Origin of the sequence: Marinomonas sp. BSi20584, from assembly GCF_002792415.1 — a bacterium.
GTDB classification, from domain to species: Bacteria; Pseudomonadota; Gammaproteobacteria; order Pseudomonadales; family Marinomonadaceae; genus Marinomonas; species Marinomonas polaris.
The window spans coordinates 316,313-341,127 of the sequence record NZ_KZ454868.1 but is presented as its reverse complement, the minus strand read 5'-3'; the positions used below and the strand labels follow the sequence as shown (position 1 = coordinate 341,127).

The following is a 24,815-nucleotide window of genomic DNA, read 5'->3' as shown; positions in this document are numbered from 1 at the left end:
ACACTCATCAAGAAGAGATACAAGGTCGTGCCTTTAGGCCGACAAAAAACTCCCAACACAAAATCAAAACCTTTTTCACGAGAAATGACATTTTGTCGCGCTAAAGCATGCCCCAAAAAGCTCATAACGATATATAAGGTTTTGTCGGGCTGAAGCCGCGACCTACAAAAATCTTAGCAGATTCACTTTCTTTGTCATTCAGGAAAAATCCAAAGCACTGTGGCTTTGTTGATGTAGCTTGTTGTTTGTAGTTCCTGAAGGATTCTTGCTGTTAGTTTTTGCAGGTCAGTGCCTTCAGGGATTTTTGCGGAATTAGCGATAATCTCTAAATCAAGAAGGTTGTTTAAATAGTGCAAGCGAGAGTTCGGAATATCCACATAGGCTGTATGTTGGCGCAGTAAAAAGCCTAGGTCCGCTAATATTTGATGACGAGCCGGCAGTTTTAAATGTGGTGGCTTGCCGGATTCATGAATGAAACTTTCGGTTTGGATTTTATCATCAGTGTCGATATGCACCATCACATCTTGTACTTGTGAATGGGCTTTTTTGATGGTGTAAGCCACCAAATCACCAAGGTAATGACCTTCGCTGACACTGGCGTGGCTTGGCACATGAATGTGCATATCTAGGTAAATTTTGCCTGCCATGGATCTTGCTCTGACATCATGAGGCGCCATGACATGTTTTAGGCTGTTAGCTGTTTCTTTGATTTGTGCAATAAGTTTTGGATCAGGTGCCGTGTCCACCAGTTCAGCTAAGTTTTCCCACACCATGCTGATGGCCATTTTGCCAATCAATAGAGCAACGACAATCGAAGCCACCATGTCTGCCCAGCCATAACCAAAGTAAACACCGATCAAGCCAATCAGTACGGCTACAGAGGAAAGTGCATCACTACGGCTGTGCCACGCATTGGCAACCAACATTTTACTGCCAATTTCATCGCCCGCTTTTTTGGTGTAATGGAAAATCGCTTCTTTAATTACAATGGTTGCAACCAATGCCGCGAGACCATACCAAGTAAATTGTGCTTGTGATGCGGGTGCTGTAATCGACTCATAAGCAATACCAAGCGCGACAACAATAAGTACGATGCCAAGAAATACTGTAGTCAAGGTTTCAAAGCGAAGATGACCATAAGGGTGATTTTCGTCTGGTCCTTGGCGAGAGTTGGCGGAAGCAAAATACACAAATACGTCAGTGACTAAGTCGGATAAAGAGTGAATACCATCCGCGATCAACGCTTGGGATTGAGAAAAATATCCTGCGACTATTTTGGCTAAACCGAGTAGGGCATCCCAAACGGCTCCGACAAGGGTAACTCTTATGGCTATGTCTTGTTCTTGCTTCTGCTTTGTCATGAGGCTTTTTGACCTGTTGAGAGTTTTAAATACGAGGGTTGCTTAACATAATCCATCTTACTTAACTTATCTTAAGTTTCTATTAAGGAGGATGGGTTTAAGTAGAAATTAATATCGGATTTAAGTGGTATTTTGTTGAATTTAGCTTTGACAATAAGGATGGATTATACCTGTTCAAATTGGTGCATTTTGGATCTTTGTGGCAAGAGCGCCTTGTTGTCTAGCTTACCCAATGTTCTCCCCAAGCTTATCCACGAAATCTGTGGAAAAGGTTGGGGAGCTAAGAAAATACGGTTTTTTAATTGATCTCAAACCATAAGCAGTAAGATGCAAAAAATTCTCTCATAGTCAATGACATTAGGGAGAAGTTAGCGTCCATATCTGATAAGCCACCACCTTGAGAATCATTAAACGCAGCTTCTTTTAATGCATCATCAAATTTGATTTTGCGTAATGTCAGATCTTCATGCAGAACGAAGCTTAATTTGTCAGTCCAGCGCAGGCCTAGGTTTTTAACCGCCATGCCTTGTTGTAAATGACGAGTTACGTCTTCAGATAAAGGCTCTAGAGACTTAAAACGAATGGTAGCTTTGTCTTCAGAAGAGTCTTGGATCTCACATTCATCACCGGTTTCTAGGCTGGCAGGCACTTCATTTTTAACCAACCAATCTGTCATCAATGAAGATGGCGAAACTTGCGCTTGCAATGGGGTCATTGGGAAGCTGCCAAGAGTGGTTTGTAGGTGCTTAAATAATTGCTCTGTCATGCTTGCATTGGTGCTGTTGAGAACCAAAATTTTAGCTTGTAGATCAATGTATGCCCAGATGTCTGTACGCTTTGAAAAAGCCTTCGGACGAAGTGTGAAAACCAGTTCGTCTTTCATGTCTGATTTTTCTTTACGACCGACTTTGCGTCCTTCTATTAGCTCGATTTCAGCTACTTTAGCTTCTAGTTCTTCACGTACTACGGCAGAAGGTAAGACTTTTTCTTCTTTGCCTGCGCGGAATAGTAAACAGCGATCACTGGCTAGGCTCCATTGTTCGCTGTTACGGATGAGCGGTAACCAGCCGAAAGAGAACTCTTCCTGAGAGCCGCATTCTTTTAATGGGAACTCAGGAATCTTGTCGATCAATTCATTTGTATCTAGTGATTCGGTGTCTTTCAATTGGAAAATTTGGGCGTTCTTGAACCACATAATTAGTCTCTCACGGCTTCTTTAAAGTGTTTTCGGCAAACGGACAAGTAACGGTCATTGCCGCCTATTTCTACTTGTGCGCCTTCTTTAACGGGGATTCCTTGTGCATTGAGTCGAATGACCATGGTGGCTTTGCTGCCACAATGACACACGGTTTTTAATTCTATTAGTTTATCTGACCAGGCGAGTAATGCCTTGCTGCCTTCGAATAGTTCGCCTTGGAAGTCAGTACGAATACCAAAAGCCAGAACGGGAATACGCAGTTTATCAACGACTTCTGAAAGATCGTAGACTTGTTCTTTGGTTAAAAATTGTGCTTCATCTATCAATATGCAGCTTAATGCTTTTGGCTGATTTTCATCTTTGACTAAAGTGATGAGGTCAGTATTGCTATCAAATAGGCTGGCTTCTGCCGATATACCAATTCGTGAGGCAATTTGCCCTGTTTCAAATCGGTCGTCTATCGATGCTGTAAGGAGTAAAACCCGCATACCTCGCTCTTGATAGTTATGAGCGGATTGCAATAGAACGGTGGATTTTCCAGCGTTCATTGCCGAGTAGTAGAAGTACAGTTTGGCCATATTAAGTCTGTTTATTAGCTTGCTGTTTAATTTGGCTGGTGAGTATAGCAAATCAATATAGTGAATGGCCTTATTTTTTGGATCTTGCGCTTTTGGGTTTATCTAGACTTTTGTTTATTTGCAAAGTTAGCCATTCTGCGCGTTTTAAACCATTCATCTCACAGAGTTTATCCAGCTTATCGATAATGTCTTGCTCAATGATTAGTTCTAAACGCTTTAGTCCCTGAGCTTTTTCTTTCTCTCGTTGTGCTCGTTTATTGATCTTGAGCTGGTCTTTTCGAGTGAGAGGTTGGGTGCGAGGGCGGCCAGGGGATTTACCAAATAGGTCGATTGTATTCCGGTCGGATGACGCTTTTGCCATGGTGTAATGTTCGTATCAATGGATTAATGATTTAGATTGCGCATAAAAAATAAGAACGAAAAACAGTCAAATACTGTTTTTCGTTCTTTATGTTTTATCTTTTAGTTTTGCGCTGTTTTCTTTTCTGCTTGTTTTTCTGCCATTTGGTTGGTAGCAATAAAGTCTAATAGGATTTCAGACGCTTCTTTTGCATAAGTGTCTTCTTCTATCGGTTTAATGTCTTCAACCGAAGTGAGTAGTTCTAGTCCTAGCGCTTTGCGGCGAGTGTTTTCACGTTCTAGCTCGCTTTTTTTATTGTCTTCTCTTTGTTGTATGCGAGTGCTTTCTTTCAAAGAAATAGTTTTATAGGTCTCAACTTGTTTTTTGAACTCACCTATTTGTTCATTAATGGCAACGAAGTTAGGATCTTTAGCCATTCTAGCTTCATGGCGTGGTTCTAAAATAGGCAGGTAAGCTGGCATATTCCAATAAACTGGATAGCGAGTTTCGTGGATTTTATCCCAAGGTAAAGGGTTGTCTAGCGCACTTTCCCCAATGGTTTCTTTATCAATCAAAGAAGGGAAAGCTATGTCTGGCATAACACCTTTATGTTGGGTACTTTCTCCAGATACTCTGTAGAATTTAGCCTGAGTAACTTTAAGCTGCCCTTTATCCATATCTTGCAATACTTGAACCGTGCCTTTACCAAAGGTTTGGTCACCGAGAATTAAGGCTCGTCCGTAATCTTGTAGTGCGCCAGCCACGATTTCAGAAGCGGATGCACTCATACGGTTTACTAAAACAGCCATTGGGCCACTGTAAACTATGGCTGGATCAGAATCGCCTAAGGGCGTGACTCGTCCACTTTGGTCGCGGATTTGTACTGTCGGGCCAGATGGAATAAACAATCCTGCTAGGGCATTGGCTTCTTGCAGGGAACCGCCACCGTTATTTCTTAGGTCAAGAATTAATGCCGAAATACCTTCTTTACGCAGCTCTTCTATGAGTTCTTTTGTGTCTCGAGTAGAGCTTTTGTAGTTTTTGTCGCCAGCTTGGATTGCGGCAAAATCAGAATAAAAAGTCGGCAAGGTAATTACGCCTACTTTGTATTTTTCGCCATCACGCTCCACTTCAACGATTTCTTTTTTGGCGGACTGATCTTCAAGCTTCACTTTTTTACGCACAATGCTAATGCGCTTACTCGTTTGAGTGTCGCCTTTACTTGGAGTAACTTCCAGTATTACTGTCGTGTCTCTTTCGCCACGAATCATATCAACAACATCGTCAAGACGCATACCAACCACATCGACCATAGGTTTGCCTTCTTGGCCTACCGCAATAATTCGATCGTTAGGGGCAAGGTCGCTTTGGGTTGCCGCTGGACCACCAGGAACCAAACGCACGACTTTGGTGTAGTCATCTTCCATTTGTAGGACCGCACCAATGCCTTCAAGAGATAGACTCATGTTGATATTGAAAGCTTCTGATGCGCGTGGCGCAAAGTAGTTGGTGTGAGGGTCTAGTGCCGCAGTGATTGAGTTGGCAAAAATTTGATATACATCGACAGCATTAGTTTGGTCGACTCGTTTTATTTGGTTTTTATAGCGGCGCTCAAGTGTTGAGATGATTTTCTCTTCGCTTTCGCCGTTGAGCTTCATGGTTAACGCACGGTTTTTAAGACGTTTACGCCAGTAGTCATCAAGCTCTGCTTCGGTTGTTGCCCATTTTTGGGCGTCTGGGTCTGCATTAAGTGTTTCATCAATTTCATAATTGAAACCTTTGATCATCTCTGGTAGATGGTCTTGAAGGTTTAGAAGTCGTTTTTCTAAACGCTCAAGGTAAAGGTTGTAAATGGTGTAAGCAACCGTAGTGTCACCGTCTCTTAAAGCATCGTCAAAGCTGTTTCTATATTGAGATAGCTTATCTATGTCGCTTTTAAGGAAAAAGCTTTTGCTCGGGTCTAGAGCATCAATATAGTAATCAAAGGCTTTTGCTGAAATGGCATCATCAATGTGAGGTCTGTTATAATGGATGCCTTCTAACATCTCAACGAGTTCTTTTGATACTTTGTCGTATTCATGAGGAGGCTGTAGCTCCTGATAAGCGGACGCAGGTGTTGAGGCAAAGGTATAGCCGGTTAAAAGGCAAAGCAAAAGGCGTTTATAGTTCATCCGGTATGGGCTCTCTCTGTCTATTTTATACGTCATTGGTAAAATCATATTAGACACTGGGCTGTAAGGCTAGCCAAAGTGTTAAAAAGTCACTTTTTTAAAGCATTCTGCTTATAGGACACTATGGAATTTTCAAATTTTAACGACTCTTTACTGTCATTTCTTCAATCTTCTCCGACACCTTTTCATGCAACCACTAGTATGCGCTATGCTTTGCTAGCAGAAGGTTTTACTGAATTGTTAGAAGAAGACGATTGGGTAATAGAAGAGGGCGGGAAGTATTTTGTCACACGCAATGAATCCTCTTTAATTGCCTTTACTACGCCACAACTCAATTTTAGCCAAAGTGGTTGGCGAATGATTGGAGCTCATACTGACAGTCCTTGTCTGAAATTGAAACCTAATGCGCAAGTTGATCGCTTTGGTTATCACCAGTTAGGTGTTGAAGTGTACGGTGGGGTTTTGCTTCACACTTGGTTAGATAGGGATTTATCCATTGCGGGTCGCATTACGCTGAAAACCGAAAGTGGCGATATTATTAGTCGCTTGGTGGATTTTAAAGATCCAATTGCAGTGGTGCCTAACTTAGCTATCCATTTGAATCGGCAAGCAAATGAAGGTTTTTCTGTTAACCCTCAAGAAGAAATGTTGCCAATTTTGTGTGGTGCTGAAAACGAGTTTGATCTGCATGAGTTGTTAAAATCTCAACTTAAGAAACAATATGCAGATTTGGCTATAGATACGGTTCTTGATTTTGAATTGAGCTTATACGACACACAGCCTCCTGCACTGGTTGGTTTGCACAAAGAATATATCTGTTCAGCACGTTTAGATAATTTGCTGAGCTGTTTTGTCGGTTTATGTGCTTTGTTGGATTCGGACCAACAGCGTCCTAGCTTGCTTATTTGTACTGATCATGAAGAGATTGGTAGTTTGTCTGCTTGTGGTGCAAATGGACCATTTTTAGAGGATGTATTGCGTCGTCTAACACCGAATCCTGAGCAATATGTTCAGGCGATTCAGCGTTCTATGCTGGTTTCTGCTGATAATGCTCATGCTTTGCATCCAAACTATGCTCATAAGCACGATAAAAATCATGCGCCCTCTATTAACAAAGGTGCGGTTATTAAAGTAAATGCCAACCAGCGTTATGCAACAAATAGTGAAACAGCGAGCGTGTATCGAGACATTGCTGCTGAAGAGAATTATGAGGTTCAATGCTTTGTTGTTCGTAGTGATATGGCTTGCGGTAGCACGATAGGGCCAATCACATCAGGCGAAATAGGTGTGCCGACTATTGACATCGGTTTGCCAACTTTTGGTATGCATTCTATTCGCGAATTGGCGGGTAGTCGTGATGCTTATGGTTTGTATAAAGTACTGACTCGTTTTACAAAACGAGAAAAACTGATTGCTCGCTAAGTTAATTAGACTAGTAGAGTAGAAAAAAAAGCCGTAAAACATCGTTTTACGGCTTTTTTTCATGATCAGAAAAGCTAAGTTAGTTTTTAGCGACTAACCATTTGTCCAACTCTTTGATCTTGTCTTCAGTAAGATCGCCAGTTGCTTCTAATAGGTTTAGTTTTTTTACTACAAAGTTGTATCTATATTGTTCGTAGGTATTTTGCGCATCATATAGATTTGATTGAGCGTCAAGCAATTCTACAAGGTTGCGCGTACCAACATCGTATCCTGCTTTTGTGGCTTCAAGCGCGCTAGTACGAGAACGAATTAGTTGCTGTTGAGCATCAATTTGAGCGACCGCGGTTTGCAGGTCAAGGTATAGACTACGGATATTAAGCTCGATAGTTTGTAATGAGCTTGCTCTTTGCTCTGTAGTCGACATTGCTTGTGCTGTTGCTTGTCTAACAGAAGCATTTATTGCACCACCACTGTATAGCGGGATACTAACACCTAGCCCGATAGATGACGTATTTGTCGCACCATCATTCATTGAGGATGGTGCACTGCTGCTATAATCGTTATCCGTTCGAGATAAAGAGCCCGTTATTGATACGGTAGGAGTACGTCCATTGGCTTTCTGGATGTTAATGTTATTTTCTGCACTTTTTACAGAAAGGTTTAAAATTTGTAGTTCTTTATTATCAATACGGGCTTTTGCAATTAAAGAGTCAACCGTCATATTTGGATCAAGGCTGATCGGGTAGTCTTTTGATAATTGAGGAATGGTTTTTATTTCTTGTCCTGTTCTTTGGTACAAGGCTTTTTGTGCATAAGACACACTTGAACGAGCGCTTAGCTCTGTAACACGAACAGAGTCATATTCAGCTTGAGCGTCTTGTAAGTCTGTAATAGATGCCAAACCTACTTCATATTGTTTCTTTGCACGATCTAGCTGGCTTGCTGTACTTTTGACTAAGGCTTCGGTTGTCTGCAATGTAGACTGTGCAATTAGAAGATCAAAGTATTCGGTCAAGGTAGTAAGTGCTAAGTCTTCTTCTGAATTATTAAAGCTAATGCCTGCACTTTCTGAACTTATCTCTACTGCATCGACAGCGTAGTTAAGAGCTGGAGAGTATATTGGGTAGCTTAAATCTAAAGATAAACTGTTTGATGTGTTGTTGTAGTTGCTAGATGAGTTATCAGTATTGCTATAACCCAAATTGCCATTAAAGCTAATACTAGGGTATAGATTGCCTTTAGTGACTGTTACACCTTCTTTTTCTGCTTGATAGGTTGCTGCTGCAGCTCTTAAACCTGGATCATGTTGTTTGGCAAGTTTGTATACTTCGTAAATGCTTTCTGCATGGGCAGTCGTACTACTTAGAACGGCTGCAGCGATGAGTGATGGTATAATATGCTTTTTCATAGATCTCTGTGGGCTCGTAGTATGAAATATAGTTATAATAGTACCTCAAGTTTTTCGCTTTCGGCAGTGTCATTCTTGCTATATCTATTATGACTACTGACCATATCATAACGAAATATTTTAAATAGACTTTGAATGTGAAAAATTAATGCAAGCGGGGCCGCTTTTTAGCCTATATTTTTCACATTCCTTCATCCTAATTTTTCACATCTATTTTATACGTAATAGTTTGTTTCGAGTTTGCTTGTATTTCCCCTGAAACGAGTAAACTATTTGCATTTATTGGTACTGCGTCATTGCCTTCTAATATATCTACAACACCATTAGTACTTTGTTCTATTGAATACTTTTGTGCTGTATTTGAGTGGTTTTCAATAGTGGCTTCCCAAACTTGAGTGCTAGGAAGTTTTTGAGATGAGGCACTAACCAAGGTTAAATAGCCAGTTATGTCTTGGCTTTTATTGGTCATGACGTCAACTGAGCTGCCTTCACGAACTGTCTCTAAACGGACTGTATTACCGGGAATAAGCAGATCTCCTCTTTTCCAAAATGTCTTGTATTCGCCTGGAAGGCCATTTTTTTCAAAAGAGAAGCTTAGGTTGTTATAGAAATTTAAGTCGATTTTTCCAGAACTATTACCATAAGTATAAAGCTTTGCTTTATGTGTTTGGCTATCTATATTGCTATCGCTGCTAGGTAAAGGAATTAAGGTGTTTGAATAAGGTGCGATTGAAAGTGTGCCACCACCCAGAGAATAGCTCACTTCATTATCTTGGTAATTTATGTCGGGTCTATCTGCGCTCATTGCAAGTGAATTGCGCTCTGCTTTGAAAAGCTGAGGAGCAGTACTTCGGGAGTAGTGAAGTAGGCTGTCTTGTACCTGGATGGTAGAGCTTGAATTGTTGTGAATAAGCGCTTGTTGAGAAACAGAAACCTTATCATTTTCGAAAATCAGACTGAGCTGTGGTGACCACGAAAGCTCGTTTGTTTGATAGCTAACCTTGTAGGGCGCTGTTTTATCGGCATCAGCTTTACTTTCAGGTTTTGTCTCCGCAGTACTTGGGTTTTCAAGCGGGATTAAGTAAAAGTCATCTATGGGTAATGTCATAGAAAACTCTTTATTGCTAAGCACAAAGGATCGAGTGTTGTTCTCGATTTTAGCCAGTGTGCCAGTGTAATTTAGATCTCTTTGTTTGTGTTCCACTCTTACTTTCTTGTTTATCAGATCAAACCAGTTAGCATTTAAGTTATTTTCTAAATGAGTAATTGGTGCGAAATTTTCTTGAAGCGGTAGTAGTGAGCCTGTGTTCGGAGTAAGGCTAAGTTGCTGGCTAGTTTCCACGATTTGACTATTATCTAAACCGATAACGGCATTGATCGGAGCTGCAAAAGCACTGTGAGCAGAGGCTCCTAAAAGAATGCTAAGGCAAAAATAGGCTGGTTGGTTGTTCATAACAGAGTCCTTTTGTTGGTTTTAACAGCACGCAAGTTGTCGTGATGAATCTTCTCTCATGGTACCCTATTAAATTCAAGTAAACGTCAAACAATGTAGCAAAAATAAGGGTTTGCAGTGGATAAAAAATTACTAATTATTGACGGATTGAATCTAATTCGAAGACTCTATGCTGCATTAGAATCAGAGCATGATGCAACTCGTCGTATTGAGCGCACCCAAAGTATTGCGATTGAAGCCTTGGCGAAATTAACCCATCAATTTTTCCCTTCTTATGCTGTTGTTGTGTTTGATTCAAATGGTAAAACTTGGCGCCATCGAGTCTACCCAGAATACAAACTAGGCCGTGTACCTATGGATGATACCTTACTCGAATCCTTGCCAGACTTTGCTAAGGTATTTCGTTTCAATCATTTGCCTTGTTTGAGAATAGATGGTTGGGAGGCAGATGACCTTATCGCTACGTTAGCGGTGAAAGCGGCGAACAGCAATGTTAAATCCTATATTGTTTCAACAGATAAAGGTTTCACGCAGTTATTAGGGGATGATCGTATTCTTCAATATGATTACTTTGCCAAATTGGGTTACGACAAAATTTGGGTACCCGGTAAATATGGAGTGGAGCCTGAACAACTAACAGACTATTGGGCTTTAGTCGGTGATACCACCAACCGAATTCCAGGTGTAAAAGGTATTGGGCCGAAAACAGCATTAAGTATTATTAGTTTGTTTCCTACAATTGAAGAAATTTATGCCAATTTGCCGTCTTTTTCAGAGCGCATTCAGTCTATGTTAGCTGGTGGTTATGAGCAGTGTTTGCTGTCCCGTTCATTAGTTGCCTTGAAAACAGATGTGGAAATTGGGGTTCGGCTTTCTCAGCTTAGGTATATCGAAAGTAAAGTTGAGTGAATATCAAACTTCTAAGTAGAAAAGTTAGGTTCAACCCCTTACTCATATCTTATGAGACGCTTATAATAGCGGCATTTCAGACAACAAATAAATGAGATTTTTATGTCAGAGGTAAGAACACGTATTGCGCCGTCTCCAACTGGCGATCCGCATGTAGGTACAGCCTATATTGCGCTATTTAATATGGCTTTCGCACGTAAAATGGGCGGCAAGTTTATTTTACGTATTGAGGATACCGACCAAACTCGTAGTACACCTGAATCTGAAAAAATGATTTTAGATGCATTACGTTGGTTAGGTCTAGATTGGGCTGAAGGTCCAGATGTGGGCGGACCATACGGGCCATATCGTCAAAGCGAAAGAGGCGATATTTATGGTCAATATGCTCAAGAGTTGATCGATAAGGGGCATGCTTTTTATGCGTTTGAAACCACTGAAGAATTGGATCAAATGCGTAATGAACAAAAAGAGCAAGGTTTGCCACAAAAGTACGATGGTCGTGCTCTTAACCTGACTGCAGAAGAAGTGCAGGCAAAATTAGATGCAGGCGTTCCTTATGTTATTCGTATGAAAATTCCTGAAGAGGGCACATGTGTTGTTCAGGATATGCTTCGAGGCACAATCGAAATCGATTGGGCTCAAGTGGACATGCAAGTGTTACTAAAAGCAGATGGTATGCCGACTTACCATTTAGCAAACGTTGTTGATGATCATCTAATGAAAATTACCCATGTTATTCGTGGTGAAGAATGGATCAACTCAGCGCCGAAGCATATCTTGTTGTACCAATACTTTGGTTGGGATATGCCGACTTTGTGTCATATGCCTTTGTTGCGTAACCCAGATAAATCTAAGTTATCAAAACGTAAAAACCCAACGAGTATTTTGTACTATCAACGCATGGGGTATATGTCTGAAGCGGTAATCAATTACCTTGGTCGTATGGGTTGGTCTATGCCTGACGAGCGTGAAAAATTCTCGTTAGACGAAATGATAGAACATTTTGATATTCAGCGTGTTTCTTTGGGTGGTCCAGTTTTTGATGTTGAAAAATTGAGCTGGCTAAATGGTATGTGGATTCGTGAGAATCTAACCCCAGAAACCTTTGCGCAAAAATATGTTGAATGGGCGCTTAACCCTGAATATTTGATGAAGATTTTGCCGCTGGTTATTCCGCGTGTTGAAACTTTCTCAGATGTCGCTGATGTGGCTGGCTTTTTCTTAAAAGGTATGTTGCCAATTACCAAAGAGGATTTTTCTTCTATCAAGATGGAAGAAGAAACACTTCGTAAGGCCATGCAGTTCGCTTTATGGCGTTTGGAAGCATTGAACAAATGGGAAAAAGACGAAATTTTTAATGAGATGAAATCATTAGCTCAAGTGATGGAAATTAAGCCGAAAGACTTTTTTGCGCCGTTATTCGTCGCTATATCCGGAACGACTGCGTCGGTTTCGGTTTTTGACTCAATGGCGATTCTAGGCTCTGATATTTCTCGCGCTCGTATGCGCACAGCAGTAAATGTACTTGGTGGTCCTTCTAAGAAAGAAGCGAAGCGCTGGGAAAAAGAATACGCTGATCTATAAGATCAGCTGTTTTTAGTGACAATAATGCTAAAGAAATTTTGAACAAAAAAAACCGACTTTGATAGTCGGTTTTTTTTACGCAATTTATTAGATCAACCGTTTGCTTATTTACACTAACGAGTGGTGAAGACACTCGTCTTTTTGTCTAAGCTACTAACTTGATTGTGAATGTCACGGGTATTGCCTTCAATGCTATTAATATAGCTATTATCACGTTGAAGTTGCTGTGCAATTTTGTCCATTTCTTCACTCATGTGTACAGCTGTTTTTGCAACCTCTTGGATAGAGCGAGCCATATCAATGGAGGAAGCTGAACTTGTCTGAGCATTCTGTTCTATTTCACGAATGGCCAATTCTGCTTTTTCACTAAACTCTTCAATTGCATGTAGGCTTTCTTGACCACTTTGCATGGTTTCGATTGCTGTTTGTGTTGAAGATTGAATAGTGCTTACGATATCTGTGATTTTGGCTGTTGCATCAACTGTCTTCTCAGCCAGAGAGCGTACTTCATCGGCAACGACAGAGAACCCACGGCCTGCTTCACCGGCACGTGCTGCTTCAATAGCCGCGTTTAGTGCAAGGAGGTTGGTCTGATTTGCTAAGTCATTGATCATGCCTATAACGTTGTCGATATCTTTAGATAATTGGCCAAGCTCGTTAAGTTGCTCACTTGTTTTGTTGACAACACTAATAGTGCTAGAAAGATTCGATAACGCGCCCTTAATCGTTTCAGCACCAACTTTTGCAGATTCGTAAGTGTGTTGAGACTGGCTGCTTAAGTCTTCTGTTGTGCTAGAAATACTAGAAATAGTGGTGGATATTTCTTCTGTCGCTGCTGCTAGAGAGTTTGTTTGCTCACTAACGGAACGGTTGCTTTGTGCAATGTTAGTAACGGAAGTATTTAGTTCATTAACCATGTTGTTGACACCTTGAGTGGTATCCACAACTTCGCCAATTACTGAGCTTAGCCCCGTCGTCATTTCATTTACAGAGCTACATAAGGAATCAAATTCATCATTACGCTTTTTGTTAACGTGTAAACGAGCCGTTAGGTCACCACCTTTTACTTTACCGAGGTCCTTGATGATTTGATTGAGTGTACTATTTACACTACTGCCAATCCCCATCATCATAAGTGCGGCAATGACAGCAACAACAATGCTTACAATGATTAAGCTTATGCTAGCTTGTTGAGAACTTTCAGAAGCTTGCTGGCGAGCTTCTAATACTGCTTTTTGCATGTATTCAACTGCAGCTAAGCGAGTTTCAGCAAAACTGGCTTTACTATTCAAAAACTGTGATTGTAAGTTTTTTAACTGCTGGTTTTCTTTATCGAAGTTCTCAACAGCTGAAAAATACTTGTTAATAACTTCGCCGAAGCGTTCTTCAAGGCCGAAGTTAGTAACACGCTTGTAGAATTTGTCATAGCGTTCCATGAAGGCTGCTTTGTTTGCAGGAACTGGCTCAAATATAAAGTTCTTTTCTGCTTCGCGAACTGGCAGGAATTCTTGTTTCACTAAGCTTAGGAAAGAAATTTCTTCTGTAACTTTTTCACCTAATTGAGAAATTTCGCCTTTTAAACCTGAAGAACCATTAAAGCCAACTTTTTGTCTTTGATTGACAAGTAGCTTTAACGTATCGCTGTAGTTGGCTAAAGAAGCCGTAATGCTTTTTATGTAGTTTTCAGCTTCTGGATCTTTTAGAAGATTCATATCTCCTTCTAGTGTAGCCATGAACTTTTCATGGCTAGTATTTAGCTGTTCAAGAAAACTTTCGTAGGTACTGTTGTCAATGCCAGACAGTGTCTCGTATTCTTCCATTAAGGTAATGGCTAAAGAAGCAAGGTCTTTATCTACTGTGGTAAGACGATCGAATTTTGAGGATGAGGTTTCTTGAACATTCAATCCTTGTAAAGCAACAGCAGTTACAACAACGAATCCAAGAATAGCCGCAATCAGTAATGAGAGTAACTTGGTACGAAAACTAAGGTTTGCCAACATATTATATCCTGCACTTTTTTATTATAAATTGAACAAATAGACATTTTGCTGAGAGTCATCAAAACACTTAGCCTTCATTATTTGTCTATTAAAGCATTACAAATGTTTACTTAAGCATTCTATTTCTACTATGGCCTTATTTGCAATTAATTGACATAAAAATATAGATTTATCTTGTTGTGATAATGGCTGCGAATGTTATTTTTAGTATGTTTTTTGTTGTAAGGTAAATTTCGTTTGTCTAAAAGTCATGAGGGCTTAGCCATACATCTATTTTTTGGTTGCCAAGGTAGCTGATTTTTCCTTGATATCGTGCAATTCCACTGGAACTAAATTCAAACCTGTAGGTTCTTTTAATTTTTATTTCCCCATGATTCCATGTTGGTCTCCATTCTGCGCCAGCGACACTTTCCTCTAGTAGTTGTAGGTTGAGTGATTCACAGTGTTTTTTTGCGTTTATTAGAGCTTGCTCTCGAATGGAGGAATTTTGCCACCAAGCGTAGGCTACAGCGGAAATTAATAGAAGAATGATGATGTCGGAAAGCTGTAAGTTCATGTGCGCCAACTATTTGTTAAAGAGGTTTACGATCTTCTTTAACATCATAGCGAATAGTGACTAGAAAAAAATAGTCATAATAGAAAGAAATACGTGGCTACCTCCAAGCAGGAGAGAAAGGAGAGGTAGCCACGGTCTTCACGCTATATTAGAGCAAGTCGTAAAATTATCTCATTGATCAAAAGCTAAATTTGGGCATTCGGGGCAGCGAATGTGTGGGTAAACCAAATTTGAGTCGTTAGCTTTAATCAAATGGCCAGTCAGGCGATAATTTAGGCGGCTTCTACTGCTCTCTCTGCGTAAAGTTGGATGACCCACTGCTCGATGCGTTGATCAGTGAGTTCAAACTGTTGATCTTCATCAATTGCTAGGCCGATGAAGAATTCTTTGTTATCAACACAAGCTCTAGATGCTTCAAATTCATAGCCTTCTGTTGGCCATTGACCAATAAAGGTTGCATTAGTCGGTAATAATTTTTCATATAGCCAACCTACAGCATCGACAAAATAATCGCCGTAGCCAAATTGATCGCCTAGTCCATATAGGGCTATGACGGTATCTTCAAGAGCCAATTCAGCTAAATTGTCTCCAATGTCTTCCCAGTCGGATTGAATGCCGCCAAAATCCCAAGTAGGAATTCCCAAAATGAGCATGGAATATTGTTCAAGCTGGCTAAGTTCAATATCCTTGATATTGAACATATCTACTTGCTCGCCAAGTTCTTCCCATTGTTTGGCAATCTTGCGGCCAACTTCTTCTGTGTTGTTTGTATCTGTGCCGTAAATAAGGGCAATTGTTGATTGAGCCATGTGATGCCTTTGCTTTCTGTAATTTAGTGAATTTGTTTATATTGGTGGCTACTGACACCAAAGTGTTGGATAAAAGCTGCTTCGAACTGGTCTTCTGAAAAGCCACTTTGAGCAACAATATGAGATTTTGCCGTCGGGTTTTGTCTTAGTTGGGCGGCTGCGAATTTGATCCGGCTACGAGTGCAATAACTTTCGATAGGTTGCCCAACAATAAGGTTAAAGCCAATGGCAAGAGCTTCTGTATTAAGGCCAACTTGTTGCGCTAGATGTTTAATGTTGAGAGTATCGTATTCCGGTGTTTCTATTAAATTTTGCGCATGGAAAAGTTTGCTTTGGCAGTCTTCACATTGTGATAAGTGACTGAGCATTTGTAGCTGCTCGATCAGTGTAAATATAAGTGAATAGAGGTATCCAGCAAGGCTTATTGAGTGTCCCTTGTGTGCCAATATTGGCTCAATGGCACTGATAGTTCTTTCTGTGATAGGCAGCTGAATCACGGCGTTTTCATTGCCTAGTTTGTCTCGCATAGCCATAAAATGCTGGATGATTTGATCTTCTGTTTCACCTAGGACAGCTGCTAAATGGGCTGGACTAATTCGAGTTTGCAGTAGGCTATATTCATCACCCTTTGCCATCAAGAAATGACCGTTAATGTTTTTCGGCTGATATGAAATCTGTACAGAATTAATATCTTTTGCCGTATTAATTGGCCCTGCTCCTAAAAAAGAAAAATAGAGTCCTGATCGTGCTTCTTCATGAAGTGAAACGTCTGCATTACTAATTAAGTGTTGGTTAAGTAATTGCAAATTTGGAAGTAGGGCAAGTAATTGTTTATGGCCAGATAGCCATGGCGCTACTTCTTCTTTGACTTTTCCTGCATTGTCATACACATCGCGCATGTTTAGTTGCATCGTATGTTGCCTCAATCTGATAATGGTTATCATTAGAGATTCTTTTTGCTTTCAATGCAAGTGATTCTCATTAAATATTTTATATGAGAATCACTTTATTCATATTTTTATCTGATATGTATTGTTTGGTGGGAGTCAGTCTAAGTAGTCTGTTCGATTCAGGCCGTATTTTTGCATTTTCTGATTGAGTGTTCTGCGAGGAAGCTGGAGTTGTTCTAACACAAGTTGAATATTGCCTTTTTGTTGTCGAATACTGGCTTCAATTAAGCTGCGTTCAAATTCTTGTACCTTCACGCTAAGTGGGAGAGGGGTTATGGTGTCTATATCGTCCTGAGCTTGGTAGCCAGCCAATATTTTTGCCACACTTGTATTAGGTTCAAGAGCATAACGCAGGGCAACGTTTCTAAGCTCACGAACATTTCCAGGCCATCCATACAAAGTCAATGTTTCATGATCGATTGGGCTGAGTTGTCTAAGATCTCCTCCGCGCTCTTTTACTGCTATTCGACAAAAATGTTCAAAGAGCAGTGGGATATCAGATCCCCGGTTGCGTAAATCTGGAAGATGTATTTGCGATACATTCAGACGAAAGAATAAGTCTTGCCTAAAGTTTTCTAGCGTCTGTAGGTCACTTTTTGCAGCCGCGACGACTCTTAGGTCTATCTTGATTGTATTATTACTACCAACTCGCTCGAGTTGATTTTCCTGCAATACGCGTAGCAATTTAATTTGCATCGCGAGTGGCATACTTTCTATTTCATCGAGAAACAATGTGCCGCCACTGGCATGCTCAAGCTTGCCAATCCTTTGCTTGTTCGCACTGGTAAAGGCGCCAGCCTCATGGCCGAATAGTTCGCTTTCAAACAGATCTGCTGGAATAGCGGCGCAATTAATGGCAACAAATGCATTGCTGCTTCTTGGACTGCAGTCGTGTAAAGCTTTTGCAACTAACTCTTTGCCACAGCCTGTTTTTCCGTAAACAATGACATGGGTGTCCATGCTGGCAAAGGTGCGAATTTGCTGTCTGACACGGATGATTTGCTCATTTTTACCAATAATGGTTTCTTCTAAGCCGTGTAAGTCGCCAAGGTACTGAGATTGGTTAGCATGTTGAAGTTGCACTTTTCTTAGTTGAATAGCTTTTTCAACAGTTTGTAACAACCTGTTTGGGTCAAAGGGTTTCTCAAGAAAATCAAAAGCACCGTCACGCAAAGCATTGACGGCGGTGTCAACGTCGCCATGTCCGGTAATAAGTATAAATGGAAGCTCATGTTCTTTGGTCAGACAGTCGCTCATTAACGTTAAGCCGTCGATTGGCGTCATACGGATATCGCTGACGATAATGCAAGGTAGCCCAATGTTGAACTGATCGATTAGTTCTTGGGCCTCTTGAAATTCTCGTACGTTATAGTTTGATAAACGCAGCCACTGGGCGGTGGTTGAACGAACAATATCGTCGTCATCAAGTAGCCATATTTCAATGTGATTGTTGGTGTTACGGTTTTCCATATTAGGCCTTTAACAGTGTTAAGCTGAATACAAGTTTCGAGTCATTGTCATGGCTTGCTTTTAGTAAGCCATTCATGTCTTTTGCTAGGTTTGCACTAATGGCCAGCCCTAATCCTAAGCCTTTACCGATCGGCTTTGTCGTAAAAAAAGGCTCGAAAATATGCGTAAGTTGAGATGATTCTATACCTGGACCATTGTCTTGGTAGTTTATGGTTATCTGCTCATCGTGTGTTTCTAGGGATATTTTAATACTTGGTGTGATTTTTTGTTCGGAGCAGGCTTGAATTGAGTTGCTAATTAAATTAGAAAATATTCTTTCTAGTCGAGTAGGTTCTGCGATAACAGCATCTAAGTCGTTGAATGCAATTTCCCACTGAACACTGTTTACGTCATCACCAAGGCTTTCAATAGCTCGTTCTACAGAGCTTTTTATAGAGGTTGATGCAAGCTGTTCTGGTCTTCTATAAGCAAGTACTTTTAGTTCGCTGGTTAGTTTTTGCATTCTAACAACAAGCGATTCTAGGTCTATGAGCGTTTTTAAAGCTTGTTCTGAATCTTGGCGTTTAAGTAGCAGTTCTGCGGTATAGGCTAATGTTCTTATGCCTGTGAGCGGTTGATTTAGCTCATGAGCGATGGCTGTAGACATTTGCCCTATGGCAGCGAGTTTTTCTGTTCTTAATAGCTCTTTTTGTGCGGCTTCTAATGCCTTCGTTCGTTCTAATACCCGCTCTTCAAGGCGAGTGTTTGCGTCGAGCAAGTTTAATTCTGCTCTTTTGCGCTTGCTGATGTCGAGTAGGGTTACTAAGTATCCTTGTGAGTCACTCCATTCTAAAGAAGAGACAGAGAGTAACGCTGGAAAAATTTGACCGTTTTCTTTTTGCAGGACTACTTCTTGTTCTAGCAAGTTTGCCGCGAATGCATTTCCAGCGACCTCTTGTGTTTGCAGGGATCTGATAAAAGCTAATGCGATTTGGTTCTCGGGGCAATCTGGTAGGAATTCATATAAATAATGGCTGTTAAGCTCAGCTCTTTGCCCGAAATAACGCAACCCCATCGGGTTTACAAAAGATATTTCACCGCGTTTTGTTAGCTGCAAAAGTCCGACATGAGTGTTTTCGATCAGGACTCTTTGGCGCAGAGCACTATTGGCAATGAGTATTTCGTTCTCTAATTTTGACGCGATTTTTAAAGAGCGCTCACGCCGATAAAGCCAAAAAAGAAATATCAGAGCAAAAATACCTAGGCTGATAAAAGCGATATTTTGTGCTTTTTTCTGAATGCCTTTTAAATTTGATAAATAATGGATTTGCCATTTTAAGTCATCTAAGGTGACGTTCTGTAAAAGGTAGTTTTCATCGTTTAGATGGTAAATTTTAGAGCGAGTATTATTCAAAAACTGAACATCTGTAGGGTTATCTAGCCAATTACTAACTAAAAGCCGATTCAATTTACTGGCTAAGAAAATGAGGCTGTTTTGATCTGTCATCACAACGAGATCATCGAAAAGATTCCATCGCTCAATCAAATCACTGACGTTAATTCTTACTGCGACAGCGCCTGCTAATCCTGCCTTTGTATAAACAGGAGCCAATACTAGATGTGCTGATTGATACTGCTGGGGGTTGTAACCAGAGACGAGGATGTATTCTCCTTGCTGCTCTCTTAGTACATCGCTTAAGTCTTGCTTACTAAAGTAGTCGTCTAAATTGAAGTGCGGGGATTGTTCACTGGATACTAAAAGATCACCCTGGGCAGATAAAATAAACCAATCTTGTGTTTTAGATACATGTGTCAGGTCTTCCAGTTGTCGCTGCAGTCGCTGTGTTAACACTTGGTCTTTAGGGTTATTCATAAAGGCTAGTAGAGTAGGGTTATCAGCAAGAGCATAGGGAAGAATATGGTAGTTTTTTAATTCGTTGCGTAACTCAATAACGTAATCGAGTAGTTTATCTTGGCCTTCTGAATGCTTGTCTATAATGAGTGCTTGATAGGCAATGGTGTTTACACCAAAGAATAGTAGGGTTAGTAGAGTGCAACCGAAGGTGAGAAAGAAAAGACGATGTTTACGGAATTGTGAAATCAAAGAGAGTCTCGCTAGCCTTTAATGTGTTTAGCCAGTTTTAAATGTTTAATTAATCGGATTAGATTAGATTAAAGCTGCGTAACAAAGTAACGCCAATACTGGTACTAATCAAGGATGCGATGGTTGTTATAACGATGATGTTTGCCGCAAGCGTAGAGTTTCCATTCATGGCGCGTACCATGATATAGCTCGCGGACGCTGTTGGGGCGGATGACATGAGAAATAGTACGCCGAGCTCCATGCCGCGATAGCCTAGTAAATATCCACCAAAAGTCAGTATGAAAGGGATAAAAATAAGCTTACCTACAGATGCCAATATAGCGCCTAGCATCCCGCTTTTTAAAGACTTAAAGTTGAGTGATGCTCCAGCGCACAAGAGAGCTAAAGGTAGCGTCATTTGTGCAAAATAATCGCCTGCTTTATAAAGCGTTGAAGGAAGTGATAAACCTGTTAGTGAAGTAATAAAGGCTGCCAAAATGGCGATGATTAATGGGTTTTTCGCTATGCCTTTTAGAATGCCTATCAAACTGGCATTTTTTCCTAGGGCTCGGCTTAGGCCAATGACGGATAGTATATTAAATAATATAGTAACTCCGCCTAGATAGACTGACGCCACTGAAAAAACATTATTACCGTAGGCATTAACGCAATAGGCTAATCCAATAATGCCCATATTTGATCGAAAAGCACCTTGAACTAAAACCGCTCTTTCTGCTTTATCTGGCTCCCAAATAGACAAGAGTAGTTCTAATGCAATATAGGTAACAGTTACCGCTATCATTGCATATATCACCAATGATAAGTCAGTGTTTGAAGATATGTCACTCTTGGAAATACTAATGAAAAGTAACGCAGGGAGTGTAACGTTAAACACCAGTTTAGATGCGACATCAATGAAGTTGTCATTGATGATTCGCATTCGGTATAAGATAACTCCCAATGCCAATATCATGAATATTGGCATTGTTATAGAGAAAGAAAATACCAGTACATCTAAAAAGTTGTTCAACGCCATTCCTTAGAGAAGGGTTTTACTGATCGTTGTTTTCGAAGCGGTAGCCTGCACCGTAAACAGAATGAATAACATTTAATTCAGGTGCCACAGCAGAAATTTTCTTACGAAGCTTTTTGATATGGCTATCAATAGTGCGATCACTCACTACGCGGCTGTCGGCATAAATGCTTTTCATTATAAGATCACGGCCGAAAACGCGACCAGGTTCTTTGATTAGCAATTGAAGTAATTGAAATTCAACTGTTGTTAAGTCGATTAAATCACCTTTATACGTTGCACGAAGACGATCTACATCTAAATCGAAGCCATCAGTTCTTGGTGATTCTGCTTGGTCTAATTCTACGCGACGTAAGTTTGCTTTTACACGAGCGACAATTTCACGTGGGCTAAATGGTTTACATACGTAGTCATCTGCACCCATTTCTAACCCGATTAGACGATCGATTTCTTCTGCTTTCGCTGTCACCATGATAATAGGCACGCCACTGAATTGACGAACTTGTTTACAGATTTCAACACCATCTAAGCCTGGTAGCATTAGATCTAGTAGAACAATATCAACTTGGTTGTTTTTGATGTAATTAACAGCGATGTCACCGCGGTCAAGGTGATGATGCTCATAACCCGCCTGCTCTAAATAAGCTGACATTAGTTCTGCTAGTTTTGGTTCGTCTTCAATAATCAGTACTTTGCTCATAATATTATTCGTTCCTATTCGTTTAACGAAACTAGTTTAAAGGGAATTCTACTTTTATTCCTAAGCCACCATCAGGGGAATGATAAGCACTGATTGTGCCTTGATGTCCATCTACAATACTTGCGCAAATAGCGAGACCTAAGCCTCTTCCGCCAGTTGCTCGGTTTCTTGAATTTTCAACACGGAAAAACTGTTCAAAAATTCTGTTTTTATCTTCGTCGCTAACACCTGGTGCAGTATCCTCAAAAAGAACAATGGCTTTCTTGTTCTTTTTTAAAAGTTTTACTGTTAGCTTTCCAGGTGCATTTGTGTATTTTAATGAATTATTCATTAGATTCGAAAAGAGCTGATGTAATCGATCAGAGTCACCATTCATAACAATAGGGTTTTTTTGAGAATATTCAAACCCTAATTCTAATCCAGCTTCATTAAATGGAAGAGTCATGGATTGAACGGTTTGTTCAATAATGTCATTTATCGTAATATCTTCCATTTCATAGCTTAAGTTACCCATATCATGCATTGATAATTGGTTTAAGTCATCAATTAGGCGTGCAATATGCAGCGTCTCTTGATGTAACGAAGAGAGGCTTTCAGGAGAAACTTTAATAATCCCATCCTGCATTGCTTCAATTTCTCCTCTAAGAATTGCCACAGGAGTTCTTAGCTCGTGAGCGGTGTCAGCAACCCAGCGTTTACGTGCCTCCCTCGTGTGTTCTAAGGTGCAAGCTAAGTTATTAAAATCACAACTAAGACTGGCTAACTCATCTGCGCCTTTTACTGATATGCGAGTATCAAACTTTCCAGCTGCCAGTTTTTTTGTGGCTTTCTGCATCGAAATGATAGGGCGACTTAACCACTGAGCCAAAGGCCAGGTTAAAAGCGCTGCGATCGCGAGCATGAAGGCAGAGATAAGTAGGAACGCTTCACCTTGCTGGCGAACAAAGCGTAATGTTTGATCCTGAACAAGCTCTCTGATTGAACGAAGGCCAACATACCCTACTATTTTTTTATTCACGCTAACCGCATGGGTTTCTGCATCGGCAAAGCGAGTTTTGCCGATGATCGGTTTTTGTTGACTATCAAATAATAGAAAGCGTTGGCGATAATACTGGGAAGGATAGATCAAATCTAAGTTAGGTGTGCTAGGAGGCGGAACCAAATCTCGTAAGTTTTCTAGTTTTGCTTTATGCCATTCGCTTTCCATTCGGCTTTCTTGGACCAAGAAATACCAATCGTCGTAATAAATGTACAGGTTGGCTGTTCTGTTTGCCATTTGTTCTAAAAAGTCGCGATCACGTTCCGTTGCGTAGGATACAAATCCTCTGTCAAAACTCCATTGAAATACTTGCCACATAGAAACAATGAGTAAAATATTACTTAAAACAAAAACTGCAAAAAGTTTATGTCGAATTTTTAACCCTTTGGTCATTGCCATAGTGGAGTTTGAGGTCCTATTGTGTCCTGTTTATGTGTTATTTACAGGGGGGTTGATAATCATCGATACGTTATCACAATGTCTTCGGTATCGAGCTGGTTCTCTAGTCATTCTAATCGTCTGTTTACTATACAGTTTTATGTGGAAAGCTGGCTACTTGGTTGGAGTGTAAATAATGAGGATTTCCAATCAAGGGTTTCCTTTAGTATTATGCGTCAATTTTTGTATTTTTAGGTTGGCTTATGCCTGTTTTGTTTGTGCTAAAAGGTCTGGTTTCATTTTTTTTGATCATAATGAATACCTTGATTTGTTTCGTTCCCGTCATGGTTTTGGCTTTGTTTAAGTGTATTTTACCCTTTGCGTCGATACGGGCGGTTTTAAATGTTGTATTGGATAACATAGCAACGTTCTGGATCGGGATAAATAATATCAATCAGCGCTACTTAGGTCGTTCTGTTATTGATGTATCGGGTGCGCGTGATTTTGAGTTGAATGACTGGTATATGATAACGGCTAATCATCAATCTTGGGTGGATATACTTATTCTGCAGCGCCTGTTTAATAGGCGTATTCCATTCATTAAGTTCTTTTTAAAACGTGAGCTTATTTGGGTGCCTTTTATCGGTCTTGCTTGGTGGGCATTAGAGTTTCCTTTCATGAAACGTTACAGTTCTGCTCTGCTCAAAAAGAAACCAGAACTTAAAGGAAAAGACATTGAGGTGACGAAAAAAGCTTGTGATAAATTTCAGTATTTCCCTGTGTCGATTATGAACTTCCTAGAAGGAACTCGTTTCACAACTGAAAAACATGATCAACAATCTAGTCAGTATAAGCACCTTCTTATGCCAAAAGCGGGTGGCTTGTCTTTTGCTTTAAATGCCATGGACGGAAAGTTACACCAATTAATTGACGTAACCATTGTTTATCCTGAAGGTATTCCGAGCTTTTTTGATTATCTTTCTGGAGAAGTGTCCAATATTAAAGTGCATATTAGATTAATGCCTATTGATGATTCTTTACTTGGGAATTATCAAGATGATGCAGAATATAGAGCGTATTTTCAGCAGTGGGTGAATGATCTTTGGCTAGAGAAAGATCAGCAGTTCGAATGCTTGCTGCACGCTGAGACGAATAGTATTGAGCAATAAATAATACATTCTGAGACTTTTGCACGACTACTGCGCTTGCCAATACTTTGTTAAAAATAGACTCAAAATGCTCATTTATAACCCATAAACTCCGCTTTTTCGTCTATTTTTGCCTCGTCTTGGCTTTGCTCGTGACTTCGTGCAAAGGTCTCATTCTCTTTCTGTATCCTTCAATAAATCGAGAATTGTATCTTTTCTATTTTTTAAAAATGTCTGACTCTGTTT

General features: G+C 40.3%; 21 protein-coding genes. 5 read left to right on the top strand and 16 right to left on the bottom strand.

Translation table 11 applies throughout. The features are described 5' to 3' along the window. Positions 1 to 194: 194 nt before the first annotated feature. The 5 genes from TY87_RS01580 to TY87_RS01560 form a co-directional block, all read right to left on the bottom strand. Positions 195 to 1,361 (bottom strand): cation diffusion facilitator family transporter, encoded by a 1,167-nt coding sequence (locus TY87_RS01580; protein ID WP_100185739.1) that lies wholly within the window; start codon positions 1,359 to 1,361, stop codon positions 195 to 197. A gap of 298 nt (positions 1,362 to 1,659) precedes the next feature. Continuing rightward, complete coding sequence (locus TY87_RS01575) at positions 1,660 to 2,556, bottom strand: recombination-associated protein RdgC (protein ID WP_012070576.1); 897 nt, start codon at positions 2,554 to 2,556, stop codon at positions 1,660 to 1,662. A gap of 2 nt (positions 2,557 to 2,558) precedes the next feature. Then, a complete protein-coding gene (locus TY87_RS01570; RefSeq protein ID WP_072839898.1) occupies positions 2,559 to 3,137 on the bottom strand; it encodes a thymidine kinase in 579 nt (192 codons plus the stop codon). A gap of 70 nt (positions 3,138 to 3,207) precedes the next feature. Continuing rightward, the gene (ybfE, locus tag TY87_RS01565) at positions 3,208 to 3,498 is read right to left on the bottom strand and encodes a LexA regulated protein (RefSeq protein WP_072839899.1); all 291 of its coding nucleotides are present in this window, start codon (positions 3,496 to 3,498) and stop codon (positions 3,208 to 3,210) included. Between the two features lie 101 nt (positions 3,499 to 3,599). Further along, positions 3,600 to 5,648 (bottom strand): carboxy terminal-processing peptidase, encoded by a 2,049-nt coding sequence (locus TY87_RS01560; protein ID WP_072839900.1) that lies wholly within the window; start codon positions 5,646 to 5,648, stop codon positions 3,600 to 3,602. Positions 5,649 to 5,771: 123 nt separating this feature from the next. Here TY87_RS01560 and TY87_RS01555 point away from each other — a divergent pair, with 123 nt between their 5' ends. Next, the gene (locus TY87_RS01555; protein WP_100185738.1) at positions 5,772 to 7,070 is read left to right on the top strand and encodes a M18 family aminopeptidase; all 1,299 of its coding nucleotides are present in this window, start codon (positions 5,772 to 5,774) and stop codon (positions 7,068 to 7,070) included. A gap of 79 nt (positions 7,071 to 7,149) precedes the next feature. Here the strand turns inward: TY87_RS01555 and TY87_RS01550 are convergent, their stop codons facing one another. Then, positions 7,150 to 8,478: a TolC family outer membrane protein gene (locus tag TY87_RS01550; RefSeq protein WP_072839902.1), complete on the bottom strand. Its 1,329-nt coding sequence runs from the start codon at positions 8,476 to 8,478 to the stop codon at positions 7,150 to 7,152. A gap of 196 nt (positions 8,479 to 8,674) precedes the next feature. Further along, positions 8,675 to 9,931 (bottom strand): hypothetical protein, encoded by a 1,257-nt coding sequence (locus TY87_RS01545; protein ID WP_072839903.1) that lies wholly within the window; start codon positions 9,929 to 9,931, stop codon positions 8,675 to 8,677. A 117-nt stretch (positions 9,932 to 10,048) separates the two neighbouring features. Here TY87_RS01545 and xni point away from each other — a divergent pair, with 117 nt between their 5' ends. Both xni and gltX read left to right on the top strand, forming a co-directional pair. Further along, the gene (gene xni, locus TY87_RS01540; protein ID WP_100185737.1) at positions 10,049 to 10,840 is read left to right on the top strand and encodes a flap endonuclease Xni; all 792 of its coding nucleotides are present in this window, start codon (positions 10,049 to 10,051) and stop codon (positions 10,838 to 10,840) included. Positions 10,841 to 10,942: 102 nt separating this feature from the next. Then, on the top strand, positions 10,943 to 12,424 hold the full coding sequence (gene gltX / locus TY87_RS01535) for a glutamate--tRNA ligase (RefSeq protein ID WP_100185736.1): 1,482 nt from the start codon (positions 10,943 to 10,945) through the stop codon (positions 12,422 to 12,424). Between the two features lie 113 nt (positions 12,425 to 12,537). On the opposite strand, the gene TY87_RS01530 is transcribed toward gltX, so the two are convergent. The 7 genes from TY87_RS01530 to TY87_RS01500 all read right to left on the bottom strand — a co-directional run bounded on the left by TY87_RS01530 (position 12,538) and on the right by TY87_RS01500 (position 21,211). Next, positions 12,538 to 14,424 carry a methyl-accepting chemotaxis protein gene (locus tag TY87_RS01530; protein ID WP_100185735.1) on the bottom strand — a complete coding sequence of 629 codons (1,887 nt, stop codon included), beginning with the start codon at positions 14,422 to 14,424 and terminating at the stop codon, positions 12,538 to 12,540. Between the two features lie 241 nt (positions 14,425 to 14,665). Further along, entirely contained in the window at positions 14,666 to 14,980 is a 315-nt protein-coding gene (locus TY87_RS01525; RefSeq protein WP_100185734.1) for a DUF3301 domain-containing protein, read from the bottom strand. 272 nt (positions 14,981 to 15,252) lie between these two features. Continuing rightward, positions 15,253 to 15,789 carry a flavodoxin gene (locus TY87_RS01520; RefSeq protein WP_100185733.1) on the bottom strand — a complete coding sequence of 179 codons (537 nt, stop codon included), beginning with the start codon at positions 15,787 to 15,789 and terminating at the stop codon, positions 15,253 to 15,255. A gap of 23 nt (positions 15,790 to 15,812) precedes the next feature. Further along, complete coding sequence (locus tag TY87_RS01515; protein WP_100185732.1) at positions 15,813 to 16,700, bottom strand: helix-turn-helix domain-containing protein; 888 nt, start codon at positions 16,698 to 16,700, stop codon at positions 15,813 to 15,815. Positions 16,701 to 16,835: 135 nt separating this feature from the next. Then, positions 16,836 to 18,209, bottom strand: a complete 1,374-nt coding sequence (locus TY87_RS01510; RefSeq protein WP_100185731.1) for a sigma-54-dependent transcriptional regulator — start codon at positions 18,207 to 18,209, stop codon at positions 16,836 to 16,838. A 1-nt stretch (position 18,210) separates the two neighbouring features. Continuing rightward, the gene (locus TY87_RS01505; protein WP_100185730.1) at positions 18,211 to 20,292 is read right to left on the bottom strand and encodes a sensor histidine kinase; all 2,082 of its coding nucleotides are present in this window, start codon (positions 20,290 to 20,292) and stop codon (positions 18,211 to 18,213) included. Between the two features lie 58 nt (positions 20,293 to 20,350). After that, the gene (locus tag TY87_RS01500) at positions 20,351 to 21,211 is read right to left on the bottom strand and encodes an AEC family transporter (protein ID WP_332835592.1); all 861 of its coding nucleotides are present in this window, start codon (positions 21,209 to 21,211) and stop codon (positions 20,351 to 20,353) included. Between TY87_RS01500 and TY87_RS22690 the strand changes: the two genes are divergently transcribed. Next, positions 21,132 to 21,314 carry a hypothetical protein gene (locus tag TY87_RS22690; RefSeq protein WP_232617035.1) on the top strand — a complete coding sequence of 61 codons (183 nt, stop codon included), beginning with the start codon at positions 21,132 to 21,134 and terminating at the stop codon, positions 21,312 to 21,314. The two genes, TY87_RS01500 and TY87_RS22690, sit on opposite strands and share 80 nt — an antisense overlap. Before the next feature lie 9 nt (positions 21,315 to 21,323). Here the strand turns inward: TY87_RS22690 and TY87_RS01495 are convergent, their stop codons facing one another. Together TY87_RS01495 and TY87_RS01490 are read right to left on the bottom strand one after the other, a co-directional pair. After that, the gene (locus tag TY87_RS01495; RefSeq protein WP_012070560.1) at positions 21,324 to 22,004 is read right to left on the bottom strand and encodes a response regulator; all 681 of its coding nucleotides are present in this window, start codon (positions 22,002 to 22,004) and stop codon (positions 21,324 to 21,326) included. Between the two features lie 31 nt (positions 22,005 to 22,035). Continuing rightward, positions 22,036 to 23,442, bottom strand: a complete 1,407-nt coding sequence (locus tag TY87_RS01490) for an ATP-binding protein (RefSeq protein ID WP_100185728.1) — start codon at positions 23,440 to 23,442, stop codon at positions 22,036 to 22,038. Positions 23,443 to 23,684: 242 nt separating this feature from the next. On the opposite strand from TY87_RS01490, the gene TY87_RS01485 reads away from it, so the two are divergent. Next, complete coding sequence (locus TY87_RS01485; RefSeq protein WP_100185727.1) at positions 23,685 to 24,590, top strand: acyltransferase; 906 nt, start codon at positions 23,685 to 23,687, stop codon at positions 24,588 to 24,590. Positions 24,591 to 24,815 lie beyond the last annotated feature (225 nt).